At 62.7% G+C, this 18,174-nt stretch carries 13 protein-coding genes and 1 tRNA gene; 8 read left to right on the top strand and 6 right to left on the bottom strand.

What is annotated here, in order from left to right; all coding sequences use genetic code 11:
• Positions 1–82 precede the first annotated feature (82 nt).
• Both serB and D9R08_RS08725 read left to right on the top strand, forming a co-directional pair.
• Positions 83–961, top strand: a complete 879-nt coding sequence (gene serB, locus D9R08_RS08730; protein WP_121897703.1) for a phosphoserine phosphatase SerB — start codon at positions 83–85, stop codon at positions 959–961.
• Positions 962–1,027: 66 nt separating this feature from the next.
• Positions 1,028–1,543 (top strand): hydrolase, encoded by a 516-nt coding sequence (locus D9R08_RS08725; RefSeq protein ID WP_121897632.1) that lies wholly within the window; start codon positions 1,028–1,030, stop codon positions 1,541–1,543.
• 227 nt (positions 1,544–1,770) lie between these two features.
• On the opposite strand, the gene gltB is transcribed toward D9R08_RS08725, so the two are convergent.
• From gltB to D9R08_RS08700, 5 genes are all read right to left on the bottom strand, one after another.
• Positions 1,771–6,309, bottom strand: a complete 4,539-nt coding sequence (gene gltB, locus D9R08_RS08720) for a glutamate synthase large subunit (protein ID WP_121897631.1) — start codon at positions 6,307–6,309, stop codon at positions 1,771–1,773.
• A 24-nt stretch (positions 6,310–6,333) separates the two neighbouring features.
• Complete coding sequence (locus D9R08_RS08715; protein ID WP_233557357.1) at positions 6,334–6,774, bottom strand: GFA family protein; 441 nt, start codon at positions 6,772–6,774, stop codon at positions 6,334–6,336.
• On the bottom strand, positions 6,771–7,235 hold the full coding sequence (locus D9R08_RS08710; protein ID WP_121897630.1) for a GFA family protein: 465 nt from the start codon (positions 7,233–7,235) through the stop codon (positions 6,771–6,773). The genes D9R08_RS08715 and D9R08_RS08710 overlap by 4 nt, the downstream gene beginning before the upstream one ends.
• Before the next feature lie 4 nt (positions 7,236–7,239).
• A complete protein-coding gene (locus tag D9R08_RS08705) occupies positions 7,240–7,947 on the bottom strand; it encodes a hypothetical protein (protein WP_147450643.1) in 708 nt (235 codons plus the stop codon).
• Between the two features lie 163 nt (positions 7,948–8,110).
• Positions 8,111–9,544: an NAD(P)-dependent oxidoreductase gene (locus D9R08_RS08700; RefSeq protein WP_121897628.1), complete on the bottom strand. Its 1,434-nt coding sequence runs from the start codon at positions 9,542–9,544 to the stop codon at positions 8,111–8,113.
• A 214-nt stretch (positions 9,545–9,758) separates the two neighbouring features.
• Here D9R08_RS08700 and D9R08_RS08695 point away from each other — a divergent pair, with 214 nt between their 5' ends.
• A complete protein-coding gene (locus tag D9R08_RS08695; protein WP_121897627.1) occupies positions 9,759–10,562 on the top strand; it encodes an undecaprenyl-diphosphate phosphatase in 804 nt (267 codons plus the stop codon).
• Here D9R08_RS08695 and D9R08_RS18890 read toward each other — a convergent pair.
• Entirely contained in the window at positions 10,559–11,542 is a 984-nt protein-coding gene (locus D9R08_RS18890) for a complex I NDUFA9 subunit family protein (protein WP_147450642.1), read from the bottom strand. The two genes, D9R08_RS08695 and D9R08_RS18890, sit on opposite strands and share 4 nt — an antisense overlap.
• A gap of 174 nt (positions 11,543–11,716) precedes the next feature.
• On the opposite strand from D9R08_RS18890, the gene D9R08_RS08690 reads away from it, so the two are divergent.
• From D9R08_RS08690 to D9R08_RS08670, 5 genes are all read left to right on the top strand, one after another.
• Positions 11,717–13,501, top strand: coding sequence for an autotransporter assembly complex protein TamA (locus D9R08_RS08690; protein ID WP_158598960.1), 1,785 nt, complete (start codon positions 11,717–11,719; stop codon positions 13,499–13,501).
• Entirely contained in the window at positions 13,498–16,743 is a 3,246-nt protein-coding gene (locus D9R08_RS08685; RefSeq protein ID WP_121897625.1) for a translocation/assembly module TamB domain-containing protein, read from the top strand. Before D9R08_RS08690 ends, D9R08_RS08685 begins: the two co-directional genes overlap by 4 nt.
• A gap of 82 nt (positions 16,744–16,825) precedes the next feature.
• Positions 16,826–16,912 (top strand) — tRNA-Leu (locus tag D9R08_RS08680).
• Between the two features lie 38 nt (positions 16,913–16,950).
• Positions 16,951–17,562 (top strand): ribonuclease D, encoded by a 612-nt coding sequence (locus tag D9R08_RS08675; RefSeq protein ID WP_121897624.1) that lies wholly within the window; start codon positions 16,951–16,953, stop codon positions 17,560–17,562.
• A gap of 47 nt (positions 17,563–17,609) precedes the next feature.
• Positions 17,610–18,167, top strand: a complete 558-nt coding sequence (locus D9R08_RS08670) for a hypothetical protein (protein ID WP_158598959.1) — start codon at positions 17,610–17,612, stop codon at positions 18,165–18,167.
• The last annotated feature ends 7 nt before the right edge of the window (positions 18,168–18,174 follow it).

Raw genomic sequence — 18,174 nt, 5'->3', positions numbered from 1 at the left:
AATCGAGAATTTGAACGGTCATCTGGCCCTTCGGAGCCGAACATGCTCTATGCGCGTCAGCCATTTGCAGACCGGAGCGTTCATGTTCACAGCGACCCTGATCACCAACCCCGCGATGTATCTGGAAGCCGCGCTCGTCGACAGTTTGCGAAATGCGCTTGGTGGCGACGATATCCTGTGGCTCGCCCCCGACAAGGCCGCCGAGTTCACCTTTCCCAAACGCCCGAAAAACGAAGCGCAGATCTGGACCAGCCTGCAGGCCGAGGGCGTCGATCTGGTGGTCCAGCACAGCGAAGGCCGCCGCAAGAAGGTACTGCTGGCCGATATGGACAGCACGATGATCCGCCAGGAATGCATCGACGAACTGGCGGCCGAGGCCGGCGTGGGAGAGGATGTGGCCGGGATCACCGCCCGCGCGATGAATGGCGAGATCGCGTTCGAAGAGGCGCTGCGCGCCCGGGTGAGCCTGCTGAAAGGTCTCGAAACCTCAGTAATAGAGACTGTTCTGGCCCGACGGATCACGCATATGCCCGGTGGCAGGGCTCTGATCGCGACGATGAAGGCTCATGGCGCTCATACCTTTCTCGTGTCAGGCGGTTTCACCGCTTTTTCGGCGAAAATCGCGGCCGATCTGGGTTTTGACGATCATCGCGCCAATACGTTGCTGTCCGAAGGCGGCGTCCTGACCGGAGAGGTCGCCACGCCAATTCTTGGCCGGGATGCCAAGGTGCAGGCGTTGCACGATGTCACGGCGCGGCTGAACCTTGCGCCGGAGGATGTGCTGGCCGTGGGCGATGGGGCCAATGACCTTGGCATGCTCCAGCTGGCCGGCACGGGTGTCGCGCTTCATGCCAAACCCACCGTGCAGGAGCAGGCGAAGATCCGTATCAACCACGGCGATCTTACGGCGCTTCTCTACATCCAGGGCTACGCGGAGGATGAGATCGTCGCGCCTGATTAACCTCGTTTAAGGCGCAGCGCCCCGATCCATCGCAGACTCCCCCTGTTCGATGACAGGAGAGGAACGATGAACCTCAATGCGATTCCGGCAATCGACATGTCGGACAGCCCCACCGGCTGCTGCCCCCGCTTCCACCCCGAAGGCTGGGACGGGCAGAAGCTGCATTTCCGGGACAAGCCTTTCATCCGCGCCACGACCCGCAGCCTTGCGCATGTGCCTCTGAACATGGACAAGGTCATGACCCGCGTGCAGACCCACATCCAAGCCGCGGATGCCGCGATCCCCGAAGGCTACCTGATGCTCAGCCGCGATCTTTCGGCCTGGAAGGGCGAACATCTGATCGCGGTCAGGGGCGATGTGCCGGAGGAGGAGATGGTGACGCTCTCTGGCGACTTCATCACCCGCGTCTTCGAAGGCCCCTATCGCGAGGTCGGCAAGTGGCATGAGGCAATGCAAGACGAGGTCCGTGCCATGGGCAGGGAACCGGGCAAGATCTGGTTCTTCTACACCACTTGCCCCAAATGCGCGAAAGCCTATGGCAAGAACTACGTGGTGGGCGTGGCGGAGACATTGGCCACCTGATCATCGACTAGGTTGCCCGTGGCGCGGCGATGCCGGCGGCGCCGTGGCTCATGGTTCCTGGCCTGGTCGCAGCCCGGGTTGCAAGCAGGCGGATCGATATGGACCGCAACGCCGAAGAGGCTGCCGGAAGATAGGGGCGCGGTCTAACGCCGGTGCTTTCCATTCGTCTGGCTTTGCGGCGAGCCGTCACCCCAACGATGCGGCTCACCGTGATACGCAAACCCAGATCACTCCGCCGGAACGGCCGCCTCTTCGATGCCGAGCGGATGGGACAGCTTGTTGAGCATCTCCTTGGGGCAGACCTGCAGGAAATTGGCCAACTCCAGATCCCAGTGCTGAAGGATATCGCGCGCCTTGCTGCTCCCGGTCTCTGCCGCATGACGCTCCACCAGGGATTTAAGTTCCGCCTCCCAATGCGCCGTGCTTACAGGGGCGGTCACCAGCGTCTCAAGGTTCATGTTGACCTGCGACTGCCCGTCGGGATCGTAGAGATAGGCCATCCCGCCGGTCATGCCCGCACCGAAATTCGCGCCGATGGTCCCAAGGATCACGGCGACGCCGCCGGTCATGTATTCGCACCCGTTCGAACCGCAGCCCTCGATCACGACCTTCGCGCCGGAGTTCCGCACCGCGAACCTCTCGCCTGCTCGGCCCGCGGCAAACAGATACCCGTCTGTCGCGCCATAGAGCACGGTGTTACCGATGATCGTGTTTTCATCGGCCTTGAGCGGGCTTACCTGCGGCGGCTTCACCACGATGATCCCGCCGCTCAACCCCTTTCCGACGTAATCATTGGCATCGCCGGATACTTCGAGCTTCAGCCCCGGGGCCGCAAACGCGCCCAGAGACTGCCCGGCGGAGCCCTCCAGCTTTACCGTGAGATGATCGGGCTGAAGTGCATTCCGCATCCCGAAAGACTGGACGATGTGGCTGCTGGTGCGGGTCCCGATCGTTCTGAGCGTGTTCTGCACTGCATAAGACAACTGCATTTTCTCGCCGTCTTTCAAAAAGCGCGCGGCATCTGCCACGATCTGTGCATCCAGCGTGTCCGGCACCGCATTCCGCGTCTTGTTGCGGTCGTAGACGATCTTGTCCGCACCATCGACCGTGATCAGAAGCGGGTTGAGATCCAGATCGTCCAGATGCGCCGAGCCTCGGGAAACCTGCGTCAGCAGATCGGCCCGGCCAATCACGTCATCCAGCGACCGGGCGCCGATGGAGGCCAGCAACTCGCGAACCTCCTGTGCATAGAAGGTGATCAGGTTCACCACCTTATCGGCCGTGCCGGTGAACTTCTCCCGCAGGCTCTCATCCTGCGTGCAGACCCCCACGGGGCAGGTGTTCGACTGGCATTGCCGCACCATGATACAGCCCATGGAGATCAGCGCGGCGGTGCCGATACCGTATTCCTCGGCCCCCATCATCGCGGCCATCACGATGTCGCGGCCGGTGCGCAGCCCGCCATCGGTGCGCAGCGTGACACGGTCGCGCAGCTTGTTCATCGCCAGAACCTGATGCGCCTCGGTCAGGCCCATCTCCCACGGCAGGCCGGCATATTTGATGCTCGTCGCGGGAGAGGCGCCGGTGCCCCCGTTATGACCCGAAATCAGGATCACATCCGCCTTGGCCTTGGCCACACCGGCGGCGATGGTGCCAACGCCGGAGGACGCCACCAGCTTCACCGTCACCTTCGCGCGCGGATTGATCTGCTTTAGATCGTAGATCAGCTGCGCCAGATCCTCGATGGAGTAGATGTCGTGATGCGGCGGCGGGGAGATCAGCGTCACGCCCTTGGTCGAGTGCCGCAGCCGCGCGATCAGATCGGTGACCTTCATGCCGGGCAACTGGCCGCCCTCGCCGGGCTTGGCACCCTGCGCCACCTTGATTTCCAGCTCTTCGCAGTGGTTCAGGTATTCCGCGGTCACGCCGAACCGGCCCGAAGCGACCTGCTTGATCTTGGCCGAAGGGTTGTCGCCATTGGGCTCCGGCACGAAATGCGCCGGGTCTTCGCCACCCTCGCCACTGTCGGATTTCGCGCCGATCCGGTTCATCGCCACATTGAGCGTCTTGTGCGCCTCAGGCGACAGCGCACCGAGGCTCATGCCCGGCGTCACGAACCGCTTGCGGATCGAGGTGATGCTTTCCACCTCTTCGATCGGCACCGGCTTGCCCAGCGGCTTGATATCCAGCAGGTCCCGCAGATGGATCGGCGGGTTCTTTCGCATGGTCGCGGAATACTGCTTCCAAAGCTCGTAACTCGACCGGTTGCAGGCGGCTTGCAGCATATGCATGGTCTGCGCTTCCCAGGCGTGCTTCTCGCCCGAGCGGCGCGCCTTGTAGAAGCCCCCGATCGGCAGCACGTCCTGCCCCCCGCGCCATCCGCGGGTATGAACCTCTTCCACCTTGTTTTGCAGGCCCGTCACGCCGATGCCGGATATCCGGCTGATCATGCCGGGGAAGTATTCCGCAACCATGGCGCGGGACAGGCCCACCGCCTCGAAATTCAAGCCACCACGATAGCTGGAGATCACGCTGATTCCCATCTTCGCCATGATCTTGAGAAGACCCTGATCGATGGCTTGCCGATACCGCGCCACCGCTTCGGTCAGTGTGCAATCCAGCAACCCCCGGTCGATGCGGTCAGCCAGCGAATCCTGCGCCAGGTAGGCATTGACCGTGGTCGCGCCGCAACCAACCAGAACGGCAAAATAATGCGGGTCGATGCATTCCGCCGAGCGGACGTTAAGCGAACAGAAGGTCCGCAATCCGTTACGTGTGAGCCAGCTATGCACCGCAGATGTGGCAAGGATCATCGGCATCGCAACCCGCTCCTCGTTCTGGAAGCGATCGCTCAGCACGATATGCCCGGCGCCCGAGCGTACCGCGTCTTCGGCCTCGTTGCGGATCCTCTGCAAACCCTCTCTCAGCGTGCCCGCCCCCCCGTTCACGGGGAAGGTGCAGTCGATGGTCACCACGCTTGCGCCGAACTGATCCAGCATCGCCTCGAACTGGGCGTTGCCCACGAATGGGCTCTCCAGCACGAGGATCTCGGTCTGTGAGCTGTCTTCGTCCAGCACATTCTTGAGATTGCCGAACCGCGTTTTCAGGCTCATGACCCGATATTCGCGCAGCGAATCGATGGGGGGATTCGTCACCTGGCTGAAATTCTGCCGGAAGAAATGGCTGAGCGGCCGGTACTGGCCCGACAGAACTGCACTTGGCGTGTCGTCGCCCATGCTTGCCAGCGCCTCTTTGCCATCTTCGGCCATGGGCGCCAGAATACTCTCCAGCTCTTCGATCGAGTATCCCGCCGCGATCTGCCGCTTGCGCAGCTCTCCGCCGGTGAAAAGCGCCCTTTCCGTGACGCCTTCGGTGATCTCGGCCAGATCTGTGATCTTGCCCACCCAATCGCCGAAAGGCCGGGCCGACGCCAGCGCGTCTTTTATCTCGGTGTCATGGAACAGTTTCTGTTCGGCCATATCGACAGCAATCATCTGCCCCGGCCCCAGCGCGCCCTTCTCAACGACGGTGCTTTCATCCACCGGCACCATCCCCGCCTCGGACCCGGCAATCAGCAGCCCCTCGCCTGTCACCACATAGCGCATCGGCCTGAGGCCATTCCTGTCCAGACCGGCACAAACCCAGCGCCCGTCGGTCATCGCAAGCGCCGCTGGCCCGTCCCAGGGCTCCATCACGGAGTTGCAGTAGGAATACATGTCCTGCCACGCCTGCGGCAGTTCCGTCGCCGTCTGGCTCCACGCCTCGGGCACCAGCATCGTCTTGGCCATCGGAGCATTGCGGCCCGCGCGTACCAGCACTTCGAACACGGCATCCAGGGCCGCGCTGTCCGACGAGCCGCCGGGCACGATCGGTTTGATGTCTTCGGCCATATCGCCGAAATAGCTGGACGAAAGCCGGATCTCGTGGCTCTTCATCCAGTTCACATTGCCTTTCAGCGTGTTGATTTCGCCATTATGCGCCAGCATCCGGAACGGCTGCGCCAGCCACCATTGCGGGAAGGTGTTGGTTGAATAGCGCTGGTGATAAATCGCAAACGCGCTCTCGAACCTTTCATCCTGCAGATCCGGGTAAAACTCCGCCACATCCTGGGCCAGCATCATGCCCTTGTAGATGATCGACCGGCAGCTCAGCGAGCAGATGTAAAGCTGCCCGACACCAGCTGCCGCGGCCGCCTTCTCGATACGCCGGCGGATGACGTAAAGCTCCCGCTCGAACGTTTCTTCGTCAACGTTTTTGGAATTCGAGATGATGATCTGCTCGATCTCGGGCCGGGTCGCATTGGCTTTCTCGCCCAGAACCGAGATATCCACAGGCACATGGCGCCAGCCGTAGATGTAGTATCCCATCCGCAATACTTCGGATTCCACGATCGTCCGGCATGTTTCCTGCGCGCCGAAGTCGTTGCGCGGCAGAAACACCTGCCCGACAGCCATCAGACGCATCATGTCCGGCTCGTGACCCGTGCGGCGCACCTGATCATAGAAGAAATGCACGGGGATCTGAACATGAATGCCCGCGCCGTCGCCCGTCTTGCCATCGGCATCAACCGCGCCGCGGTGCCAAACGGCCTTCAGCGCATTGATGCCGTTTTCAACGACCTTGCGAGATGGCTTGCCATCCACCGAGACGACCAGCCCCACTCCGCAGGATGAGTGTTCCGATTCAGCGGAATAGAGACTGTTTTTGGCCATCCAGGCTCTGCGCTCATCTTCACGGGCAGCCCAGCGGGCATCGTATCTGGTCATGGCTGTCCTCCTTGGCGGGGCATCTCAGTCCACCTCCGCGATATGGGGGTGTTTGGCTTCGTAATCGGCCTGGGTGCTGCGCGTGTGCTCGCCTGCGAACCGGCAGGAGGCAAAGGCACGGTCGATGTAGATCTCCGAGATCAGGGGATAGTCCTTCGCCCCGTCAAAGATTCCAACCATGAACTCATAGTCCTCGCCGGGGTTCTGGAGCCACAGGGAGGTCCCGCAACGGGGGCAGAAGGCGCGTTCGGCGATCTCGCTTTCGTAGATCGCCACCTCGCCCGTCACCGTCACCTGATCGGGGGCCGCCGTAAAGACATTGAGCGCCACGCCGGACCACCGACGGCAGCGCGCACAGTGGCAAGCGCCGGTTTCGGCGCGGTGGATGCCCACCTCGATCGTGATGGCGCCGCACAGGCAGCGGCCCTCGACCCCCTGGGCCATGACGGGCTCGTCGACGCTCATGGGGCAGCGCTGCCTTCGGGCGTTGCGTTTTCCATACTCGCGACCATCTCCATAACCTCGGCTTCGGTCATCCGCTTGCGGGTTCCGGCAAATGCGTGGCTGTCCGGCTTCATGTCGATATAGACCTCGGTTGTGAACTCCAGCCCGTCGAAGCTGTCCAGCGATCCGGCCGACAGGCTCAACAGCCCCTGCATCGGCCCCGGTGCGGTCAGCCGCCAGAACAGGCTCGATCCGCAGATCTTGCAGAACCCGCGCTCCGCCCAGTCCGACGATTTGTAGACCCCGATATTCTCCTCCCCGGTCCAGCTTGCGCCGTCCGGTGGAACTTCAAGCCCGAACTCGATGCCGCCGCTGAATTTCCGGCACATCGCACAATGACATGCGCCATAGGTCTTGGGCGCTTCGGCCAGTTCGAACCGTACCGCGCCGCAAAGGCAACTGCCTGTCTTGCATCCGCTCATTCCGTCACCCTCCCTGCGCCTGATCCTCGTCAAACAGCCCCGACATCGTATTTCCGCAATCGTAAATCGGGGTCATGCTCAGAAACCCGTCTTCGCCAGGCTCGGCAAACTCCATGGGCGAATAATTGCCCTCGAACGTACCGCCATCGGGGGTGGTCACCGTTTCGGTCCCGCCGAAGAAGAGACGCCAGTCTTCGCTGACGAACTGGTTGCCACTCACCCGGCGCGGCCCGAACCCGGTCTCGTATTCGTAGGAAAAGGACGTGATCTGCAAAAGATGCCCATCGACCATCACGCTGTCACCGGTCAGCGCGTCAAACCCGACATAATCGCGTTGTTGCCTGCCGTTCGGACCTTCTTCGATGATCGTGTAAACCATCGAATCCGTGCCTGTTTCGAACAGCTCGGTCAGGCTGGCCGGGTCTTCTTCCGGCTCCACAAGCACCGACTCGCCCCCGTCGCGCAGGTCGTAGCTTCTCAGCCAGCGGAATTCGCTGTCGGTGTATGACAGGGAAAACGGCCCGTCTTCGCCGATGCCGATCCGCCAGTGATGGCCCGCGGGGTCGGCCTCGCATGTCCAGAAATGCGACACATAGCAGCTTCGCGATTGCACGGTCAGAAAAGCGGCGCAGCCCGACGGCGGGGTGAAGAAGCCGCCCTGCTGTGCCGCCGCAGGCATTCCCGAAAGGCCGGACGAAAGAAGCAGGGCCATCGTCGTGGCCGCAATGCCTTCTTTGCCTTTTGCTCTGATCCGGTCAGCAATCATGACCTTTAACCTCTCTTCAGATTTCGCCGTTTCGACGGATACGCACGCCCGCACATGCCGCGATCGTATGACATGCCTGCCAGATCCATGCCGAGGCTGCCGTGATACATCACTCCGCCGCCAGTGTCGTATGTTCGGCGATCTTTGCCAGAATCGCCTCGGCCGCTTCCCGTCCATCGCGAATGGCCCAGACCACGAGGCTTGCGCCGCGCACGATATCCCCCACCGCATAGACACGTTCTAGGGCGGTCTCATGGGTCCGGAAATCGGCCTTTACGGTGCCCCAGCGGGTTACCTCCAGTTTGGGCGTCTCCCACAGCGAGGGCAGATCTTCGGGCTCGAACCCTAGCGCCATGATCACCAGATCCGCATCTTCCACATAATCGGCGCCGTCGATGACCTCGGGGCTTTGGCGGCCCGTCGCATCGGGCTGCCCCAGCCGCATTTTCTGCACAATCACGCCCTCGATCCGGTCGCCCTTGAAGCCCTTGGGCGCGGTCAGCCAGACGAATTCGACACCTTCCTCCTCGGCATTCGCCACCTCCCGCTGGCTGCCGGGCATGTTCGCCCGGTCGCGCCGGTAGAGGCATTTGACGCTGGTGGCGCCCTGCCGAACGGCGGTGCGCACGCAATCCATAGCCGTATCACCACCACCGATGACGACCACGCGCTTTCCCTCGGCGTTCAACTCACCGCTGTCGAACTCCGGCACGTCATCGCCGAAGCTCTTGCGGTTCGATGCGGTCAGATAGTCGATTGCACGGACCAGACCATCGGCACCGACACCGGGTGCCTGCAACTCTCGGGACTTGTAAACCCCAGTCGCGATAACGACAAAATCGTGCTTGTCGCGGATGTCGGCGAAGCTGATCTCGTCGCCCACGGTGCAATTGAGCACGAAGCTGACGCCGCCATCTTCCAGCTGGTCGATCCGTTGCATGACCACCGGTTTTTCAAGTTTGAAGCCGGGGATCCCGTAGGTCATCAACCCGCCCGCGCGGTCGTAGCGATCGTAGACGGTCACCTGCAAACCGGCCCGGCGCAGCATATCCGCAGCCGCCAGCCCGCCGGGACCCGCGCCGATGATGCCAACGCTTTCGCTGCGTTCCGTCTTGGGGGCGATCGGCTTCACCCAGCCCATCTCGAACGCGGTGTCGGTGATGTATTTCTCCACCGATCCGATCGTGACGGTGCCATGACCGGATTGCTCGATCACGCAATTGCCCTCGCACAGGCGATCCTGAGGACAGATACGGCCGCAGATTTCGGGAAATGTATTGGTTGCCTGGCTCAGCTCATAAGCTTCTTCCAGCCGCCCCTCGGCGGTCAGGCGCAGCCAATCGGGGATGTTGTTGTGCAGCGGACAATGGGTCTGGCAATAGGGCACACCGCACTGGCTGCACCGACCGGCCTGCTCGGCGGCCTTCTCCCGGGCATATTCACCGTAGATTTCCTGAAAATCCTCTTTGCGCAGATCGGGCGGACGCTTCTCCGGCATCGCCTTTTCCACGGTCACGAATTTCAACATGGTTTGATCGGCCAAGACAGCCTCCCCTTCAGCACATTGCTCCTATATCTCTCCGCAAATCTCAATAAAAGACAGTAGTGCTTACCTAATTGCAGATCTGCGGATGAGTTTTCTCGCAATTCGCGTGCCGAGCCGGAAAAATATGTCAGCTTTAGCTACCTATATGCCGACTTTCGATTTGTCTCCAACACTTTAGGTTGTTGGTATTGATTCGTCACCGGGATGGTCCATGAGCCTCTTTCACCTGTTCCTGGTCGCCCTGATCCAGGGTTTGACCGAGTTTCTGCCGATTTCGTCGTCCGGCCATCTGATTCTGCTGCCGAATCTCACCGGCCTGGACGATCAGGGGCAGGTCATCGACGTTGCGGTGCATGTCGGCACCCTGGGCGCTGTGATCCTGTATTTCTGGGCCGATGTGAAAGACGCCGCGGCGGGCTCACTTCGCCTGATCCGGGGCAAAGTGGACACGCGGGGCGCCTTTCTGGCGCTCTGTCTTGTGATCGCGACGATCCCGGTGATCCTTTTCGGGCTGATCCTGAAGCTGATGGGATGGGATGATCTGTTGCGATCGACAGCCGTCATCGGCTGGACGATGCTGATCTTCGGGATTGTTCTTTACTGGGCCGACCAGTCCGGCGCCCAGACGCGTACCGCACAGCAATGGACCCTCAAACACGCGCTGATCATGGGGCTCTGGCAGGCGATCGCCCTGATCCCCGGCACCTCCCGGTCGGGTATTACGATCACTGCCGGGCGGTATCTGGGCTATGACCGCGAAAGCGCCGCGCGGCTCGCGATGCTCATGTCGATCCCGACGATCATCGCCTCGGGCGCCCTTCTGGGCGGTGAGGTCATTGCCACGGCAGATGCGCAGGCCGCGCGGGACGGCGCAATCGCCGCCGTCTTCGCCTTCCTGGCGGCTCTTGCCGCGCTGATCTTCATGATGCGCCTGCTGCGCAGCGTCAGCTTCACGCCGTATGTCATCTACCGGGTGATTTTGGGGCTGATACTTCTGGGTATCGCCTACAGCTAGGTCCGCAGGTTCTCGGCGCTTTCCTTGATCTCGGCATATTGTCCGCCGCTGCGATAGGGCCAGAGATACTCTTCCAGAACCGCATCCATGGCGACCGGCTCGATACCAAGTTCGGCAAACCCGCGCAGGTCGTCATTGGCGACATTGTCACGCCGCAACTGCCGGGCCTGATCACGCGTCAGCATGCCATTGTGCAGAACTCCAAGCGTGACAGTCTGCACCGCATCCAGAAACCAAGCCATAAGCCCCGCGATCCAGAACGGAACATTCATGATCAGGCGGCGCCTGCGGATCACGCCCAGCATCCGCTGCATCAAGGCCCGGAAGGTTTCCACCTCAGGTCCGCCCAGTTCATAGACACCAGGCGCGGCCTTTCCCAGAACCCCGGCAACGACCGCGGCCGCAACATCATCGACATAGACCGGCTGAAACCGCGTATCCGCACCGACCACAGGCAGGATCGGTCCAAACCGTGTCATCGCCGCAAACCGGTTGAAGAACTCGTCTTCCGGGCCGAATATGATCGACGGTCGCAGGATCACGGCCTGCGGAAAATGCTCAAGGACAGCAGCCTCCCCTTCGGCCTTGGTCCGGGCGTAAGCGCTGTTGCTGTCCGGGTCGGCTCCGATGGCGGAAACCTGCACCAGATGCGCGACACCTTCGGCCGTGGCCAGACGCGCGACACGGCCCGCGCCCTCGGCCTGCACGGCATCGAACCTGTTCTTTCCGCGTTCCGACAGGATGCCGACGCAGTTGACCACGGCATCCGCCCCGTTCAAGGCCGCGGCCACCGAGGCGTCGTCGCGCAGATTGGCGAAAACCGGCTCAACCTGACCTACGGCGCCGTAGGGCCGCACGAACAGGGCCTCGTTCGGGCGACGGACCGCAACCCGCACCCGCCAACCCTCTTTCGCCATACGCCGCGCCACATAGCGACCGACAAAGCCCGAACCGCCGAAGATTGTGACGAGTTTCGACATGGCCATGATCCTTCCGTCCTGCTTGTTCCGGTTGATACGCGCGCCTCTTTGACGGAACAAGGCGCAAATCGTCCCAAGATCGGGCTGAAATCTATCGCAACCGTCTCAAGACCAGTGGTCAGGACGCTCTCACACCGCTACATCTGGACGAAGCGGCTATTGAGGGGTGGGGGCTTGGCCCGGTTACGTGCGTTTCTTCTGTCATGTGTTTTGCTCTACCCGGGTATCGCCGGTGCCGAGGTCGCTTTCGATGTGCCCGGCGGGTCGGAAGATCTGATCGATGCGCTGCGCGCGACCTCCTTGCTGGCCAGAACCGACGCAGAAGAAAGCACCTCCGTCCAGGACAGGGTTGCGGCAGCCCGCGCGGATTATGCGCGCCTGCTCGGAGTGCTTTACGAATATGGATATTTCGGGCCGGTGATCAGCATCCGCCTGAATGGCCGGGAGGCCGCGGAACTGTCACCTTTTTCGCCCCCGGCTCGTATCGACCGCGCGGATATTCGCGTTGAAACCGGTCCCGCCTTTCGCCTTGGCCGAACCGACATCGCTCCGCTGGCTCCCGATACCGAGCTGCCGGAGGGGTTTCGTAGCGGCGCACCCGCGAACACGCCCGTTCTGAGAGAGGCCGCGGAGGCCGCGATCACGGGATGGCGGCAGGCGGGTCACGCCACGGCGGATATCGGGCGGCAGTCCATCACCGCACGTCAGCAGGAGGCGGTGCTCGATGCGGATATTTCGGTTTCACCCGGGCCCCTTGTCCGGTTCGGCGATCTGATCCCGCAAGGTCAGCAGCGCACGCGGCCCGAGCGGATCCGGGAGATTGCCGGCCTGCCCCGCGGCGAGATCTTCGACCCCGACACGCTGGAAACCTCGGAACAGAGACTGCGCCGCACCGGCACATTCCGGTCCGTCGCGCTGGAGGAACGGACGCCGGACGCCAACGCGGTCATGGATATCGGCGCGACACTGGTCGAGGCACCGCTCAGACGGTTTGGCTTCGGCGCCGAAATCTCCTCCTCCGACGGTGGTGCGCTTAGCGCGTACTGGCTGCACCGCAATCTTCTCGGCGGTGCGGAGCGGCTGCGCTTCGATGCCGAGATTTCCGGGGTCGGGGGCGACACCGGCGGCGCGGACTGGGAGTTGCGCGGCGTCTTTACCCGCCCCGCAACGTTCCGGCCGGATACCGCGCTGATCTTCGACACGCGCCTCGCGGGTCTGGACGAGCCGACCTTCGAAGAGACGGTGTTCGAAACCAGCCTTGGCTTCGAAAGGCTGATCTCGGACGAGCTGACAACCCGGTTCGGCGTCGGTCTGCGCTTTTCGGATATCGACGACGCCTTCGGCAGCCGCCAGATCGTTCTGGCCACCTTGCCGACCAGTGCGACCTATGACCGGCGGGACAATCCGCTGGACGCCCGCAGCGGCTATTATGCCGAGCTTGAACTGACACCCTTCGCCGTTCTGGAGGGCACGGGCGACGGGTTCGGGCTTCGTGCCGTGCTGGACGGGCGCGGCTATCTCGGATTTGGGCAGGATGACAGGGTCCGCCTTGCGGGCCGTGTGCAGCTTGGCACCATCGAAGGCGGTGCCTTCACCGACCTTCCGCCGGAGTTTCTGTTCTATTCCGGTGGCGGCGGAACGGTGCGTGGCCAGCCGTACAAATCGCTCGGCGCGACCCAGGGTGGCACCAGCAGCGGCGGGCGCGGCTTTGCAGGGCTCTCCGCCGAAATCAGGGCCGATATCACGGAAACCTATGGGCTCGTGGCCTTTGCCGATGGCGGCTACATCTCCGCCGGGCCGCTTGGCGATACGGATGGCGACTGGCACGCGGGGGCGGGGCTGGGATTTCGTTACAACACCGCGCTTGGCCCGATCCGGCTGGATGTGGCGACACCCGTCACAGGCGACAATGCCGGCCAGCGCGTGCTGCTTTACATCGGCATCGGACACACGTTTTGAGACGGCTCCTGCTCATATCCCTGCTTGCTTTCTTTCCCGTCGCGCTTGGCGCGCAGGATGACGACAGGGGAAGGCTGCAGGCGCTTCTGGAAGACGCGCTTTCCGACGATGCGGCGCGGCAGGTCAGGATCGAGGGGTTTCGCGGCGCACTGAGTTCTCGGGCCTCACTTGACCGGCTGACCATCGCGGATGAGGACGGCGTCTGGCTGGTGCTGGAAGACGTCACGCTGGACTGGAGACGCAGTGCCCTGTTTTCCCGCGCGCTGGAAGTCAACGAGCTGACCGCTGCACGGCTGGAGCTTGCCCGGCTTCCGCAATCCACAGGCGGCCTGCCCGATGCCGAAGCGACGCCGTTCAGTTTGCCCGAGCTTCCACTGAGCATCCGCATTCAGGAGACGGCCATCGACCGGGTTGAAATCGGGGAGCCGGTTCTGGGCCAGGCCCTTGTGTTTTCCGTCAACGGATCCGCCGAACTGGCGAACGGGGACGGGACCGCAAATCTTGAACTCGAACGGCTCGATGGCCCGTTGGGGCAATTCAGCCTGACCGCCGGATTTGAAAACGAAACCCGGATTGCCGAGATCGCCCTGCTGTTCGAGGAGGAAGAGGGCGGGCTTGCCGCTTCGCTCCTTGGCATTCCTGGCGAACCTTCCGTGCGGCTTTCGCTGGAGGGACAGGGGCCGCTTTCGGATTTCGTGGCCGAGTTCTCGCTGGAAACGGATGGGGAGCCGCGGTTTGCCGGAGATCTGGAGTTCATGCAGACCGACACGGGCGCGCAATCTGTCACGCTCGATCTGTCGGGCGACATCACGGCGATTGTCCTGCCGGAATACCGCGATTTCTTCGGGACGGACGTTTCCCTGATTGCGAATGTCACGCAGGATGCCGCCGGTATCCTGACCGCCGACCCCATACGGATCGACGCGGCCGCCATGCAATTGGAAGGGCGTGTGGTGCTGGATGCCGAACGCCAGCCTGACAGCTTTGCCCTGCGTGGCAATATCGCCCCCACCCGCGCGGGGGAAAATCGGGTTCTGCTCCCACTCGCCGATGGCGACGTATCCATCGGATCTGCGCGGCTGGACATCAGCTACGACCGGCGGGACGGCAACAGCTGGGCGGGCGACGCAGAACTGCGCGATCTTGTTGCGGGCGAGCTCACCGCGGAGGCCGTGACGCTGGAAATGGGCGGCGATATCACCGAAGCCGCGCGCGGATTGTCGTCGGTCACCGCGCGCATATCCGCCGCGGCGACCGGCCTTGGCCACAGGGATGAGGCCGTCGCAACGGCCATCGGCGACGCGGCCACGCTCCGCACCGATCTGGCATGGGAGGCGGACGCGCCGGTCACGCTCAGCGGTCTGCAAGTGACCGCCGGCGATCTGACCCTTGAGGGGGAGGCCGGCGCCGAACTGGCCGATGACCGTCTTGATCTGACCTATGCCGTGCAGGCCGAAAGCGCGGACCTGAGTCGTTTTGCGCCGCTGATCGGCGATGGTTTGCAGGGCAGCGCCGCTTTGGCGGTTGAGGGCACAGCCGATGCATTGTCCGGCGCCTTCGACGCCAGCATCAGCGGGCGGTCGACGGAGCTGCGCCTGTCACCAAGCCTGCCGCCCGCCCTGTTTGCCGGAACCACCGAGCTTGCGGTGGCCATTCGCCGCGACGAAACGGGGCTTTTTCTTGAGGACCTGAACCTCGCGAGCCGCGAGCTTTCGGTCAAGGGCGGCGGTCGGCTCAGCAGCGAGGCAAGCGAGATATTGGCCTCGGTCTGGCTGCGGAACGTGGCGCTGTTCACCTCAGCCCTGACCGGCCCGGTCGAGGTCCATGGCGGCATACGCAGAACCGGCGGTGAAGGCCCCTGGACAACCGAGGCCGATCTGGAGGGCCCCGGCGGCACGACGATGATCCTGACCGGCGATGTGGGCCTGCCGGAGGGCGCGGTTGACCTAGGCCTGACCGGGCGGGCGCCTCTGGCGCTGGCGGATCGGTTCATCGCTCCCCGAACCATTCGGGGCGACCTGACCATGGATCTCCGCCTTGCCGGCGCCCCCGATCTTCGCAATGTCTCGGGCAGCCTGAACGCCAATGGGGCGAGGATCGCAGCACCGGCGCTTGGCTTCGGGCTGGAAGACGTCACGGCGAATATCCGGCTGGCCGAAGGCACCGCACGCGTGACGACAAGCGGGGCCATCACGTCCGGTGGGCGGGTCACCGCCAATGGATCGATCGGAATTTCCGGGCGCAGCCTGCCGGTGCGCTTCGACATCGCGATGAACGAGGTCGTTCTGGTCGATCCGCAGCTTTACGAAGTTCTCATCCCGGAAGCCCGGCTAAGTTACGCGGGCAATCTTGTGGGCTCGACGCGCCTGTCGGGTGAGATCCTGATCGGCGAGACGGAAATCCGCATACCGGAATCCTCGCTTGGCACCACCGAAGCCATTCCCGAAATCGCCCATGTGGGCGAAACCGCCGCGCAGCGCCGGACGCGCGCCTTTGCGGGTCTGCTTGGCAGAAACGGAGACGGCACCGGCGGAGGCAATTCGGAAATCGCACTGGACCTGACGATCAGCGCCCCGGGCCGCATTTTCCTGCGCGGTCGCGGTCTGGACGCGGAACTGGGCGGCACATTGCGGGTGCGGGGCACCGCCGCCAACGCGATACCCGATGGCCGGTTCGAGCTGATCCGCGGGCGGCTTGGAATTCTGGGCCAGCGGCTGGATCTGGTGCAGGGCAGCGCGACCCTGCAAGGCAGCTTCGACCCCTTCATCCGCCTTGTCGCGCAAAGCCGGTCCGGAGAGTATCTGATCCGCATCATCCTTGAAGGTCCGGCCTCGGCACCCGAGGTCATCTTCTCCTCGGAACCGGAACTGCCCCGTGACGAGGTGCTGGCACAGTTCTTCTTCGGTCGCAGCGTTTCCAGCTTGTCGGCGATCCAGGCGCTCCAGCTTGCGGATGCCGTGGCCGGCCTGGCAGGCGGCGATTCCGGCGGAGGTATCTTCGCCGGCCTGAGAGAGAATCTCGGGCTCGACGATCTCGATATCCAGACCACCGAGGATGGGAGCGCCGCGCTGCGCGCCGGCCGGTACATCTCGGACAATATCTATACGGATGTGACCGTAGGCGGCGAAAACGGAGCAACCGTCAATCTCAATATCGATCTGACGCCGAGCATCACCGCGCGCGGGAGTTTCGGCGCCGAGGGAGACAGCAGCCTGGGTTTGTTTTTTGAGCGCGATTACTGAACCGCGCCGCGGGTCGGGATTTCGCGCATTGGCCCGTTGACAGCGCTTTGACCCCGCTATATCAGCCGCTTCCACGACACCTGCCCAGGTGGCGGAATTGGTAGACGCGCTAGCTTCAGGTGCTAGTGTCCGTATGGACGTGGAGGTTCGAGTCCTCTCCTGGGCACCACCCCTTTTTCTGACCAGGGGTCGAGAAAAGGGGCAGATGTGACGATCCATACCTATCAGAACGATTTGCCGGACGGGCTTGATCTTGGGCCAGTGGTCGCGATCGATTGTGAAACCATGGGTTTGAACCCGCATCGCGACCGGTTGTGTTTGGTCCAGCTCTCGGGCGGGGACGGCAATGCTCATCTGGTGCAGATCGCCAATGGGCAGACGCAGGCGCCCAATCTCGCCGCCCTGCTCACAGATCCAGATGTGCTGAAACTGTTCCATTTCGGGCGCTTCGACATCGCCGCGATGATGAATGCCTTCGGAGCATTGGCGGCGCCGGTTTACTGCACCAAGATCGCGTCGAAGCTCGTGCGGACCTATACCGACCGGCACGGGCTGAAGTATCTTTGCCAGGAACTTCTGGGCATCGACATCTCCAAGCATCAGCAAAGCTCGGACTGGGGTGCGGAGGTGCTCAGCGAGGCGCAGAAAACCTATGCTGCATCCGATGTGTTGTATCTTCACCGGCTTCGGGAAGAGCTTGACCGGCGACTGGCGCGCGAAGGGCGGAGCGATCTTGCGCAAGCATCGTTCGACTTCCTTCCGGCACGGGCCCGGCTTGATCTGGCGGGCTGGCCGGAGATCGACATCTTCGCGCATTAGCCGCGCCGATGGCCGTAACAAACCGATATTCACAAATCGTGGCCTGGGTGAAAGTCATCTTGCCGCTCCTGGCACTTGGCCTTCTGTCGACGCTGTTTCTGTTCTCCAACTCCCCCGATCCGGATCGTGCAATTCCATTCGCCGAAGTTGATGTAGAAGAGCTTGCGCGTGAACAGCGGCTGGGAAACCCCCGTTTTGCCGGCACCCTGGAGGATGGGCGGGAGGTTCTGTTCATCGCCGAAAGCGCGGCGCCGGCGCCTGACGCGCCGGATCGGATTTCCGCACAACAGGTCGAAACCCGCGTCGCCATATCGGAAACTGATTATATTCTTCTGAACAGTGCCGCATCGGAGGTGGATCTGAGCAACCGGACCGCCGATCTGCAAAATGATGTCCGCCTCACCAGTTCGACCGGCTACCGGCTTGAAAGCGACCGTATCGTCGTCTCCTTCGAGGTTCTGAGCGTCGTTTCTCCCGGCCCGGTCCGGGTCGACGGACCCTCCATGACGCTGAGCGCGGATCGAATGGTTCTGTCCGAAGAAACCGGTGTGCAGGTTCTGAGTTTCAACGGACGGGTCAGGATGCTATATGAGCCGGAGAGTTGAGGTTTCT

It is taken from the genome of Rhodophyticola porphyridii (genome assembly GCF_003688285.1).
Classification (GTDB): Bacteria; Pseudomonadota; Alphaproteobacteria; order Rhodobacterales; family Rhodobacteraceae; genus Rhodophyticola; species Rhodophyticola porphyridii.
This window is presented reverse-complemented; position numbering and strand designations above follow the sequence as displayed.

Bases quoted from the DNA above. Each gene is read 5' to 3' on its own strand.
- D9R08_RS08710 (WP_121897630.1), bottom strand. From the start codon at position 7,235: ATGAGCGGATGCAAGACAGGCAGTTGCCTTTGCGGCGCGGTACGGTTC.
- D9R08_RS18890 (WP_147450642.1), bottom strand. From the start codon at position 11,542: ATGTCGAAACTCGTCACAATCTTCGGCGGTTCGGGCTTTGTCGGTCGC.
- gltB (WP_121897631.1), bottom strand. From the start codon at position 6,309: ATGACCAGATACGATGCCCGCTGGGCTGCCCGTGAAGATGAGCGCAGA.
- D9R08_RS08715 (WP_233557357.1), bottom strand. From the start codon at position 6,774: ATGAGCGTCGACGAGCCCGTCATGGCCCAGGGGGTCGAGGGCCGCTGC.
- D9R08_RS08695 (WP_121897627.1), top strand. From the start codon at position 9,759: ATGAGCCTCTTTCACCTGTTCCTGGTCGCCCTGATCCAGGGTTTGACC.
- D9R08_RS08705 (WP_147450643.1), bottom strand. From the start codon at position 7,947: ATGGCCCTGCTTCTTTCGTCCGGCCTTTCGGGAATGCCTGCGGCGGCA.
- serB (WP_121897703.1), top strand. From the start codon at position 83: ATGTTCACAGCGACCCTGATCACCAACCCCGCGATGTATCTGGAAGCC.
- D9R08_RS08725 (WP_121897632.1), top strand. From the start codon at position 1,028: ATGAACCTCAATGCGATTCCGGCAATCGACATGTCGGACAGCCCCACC.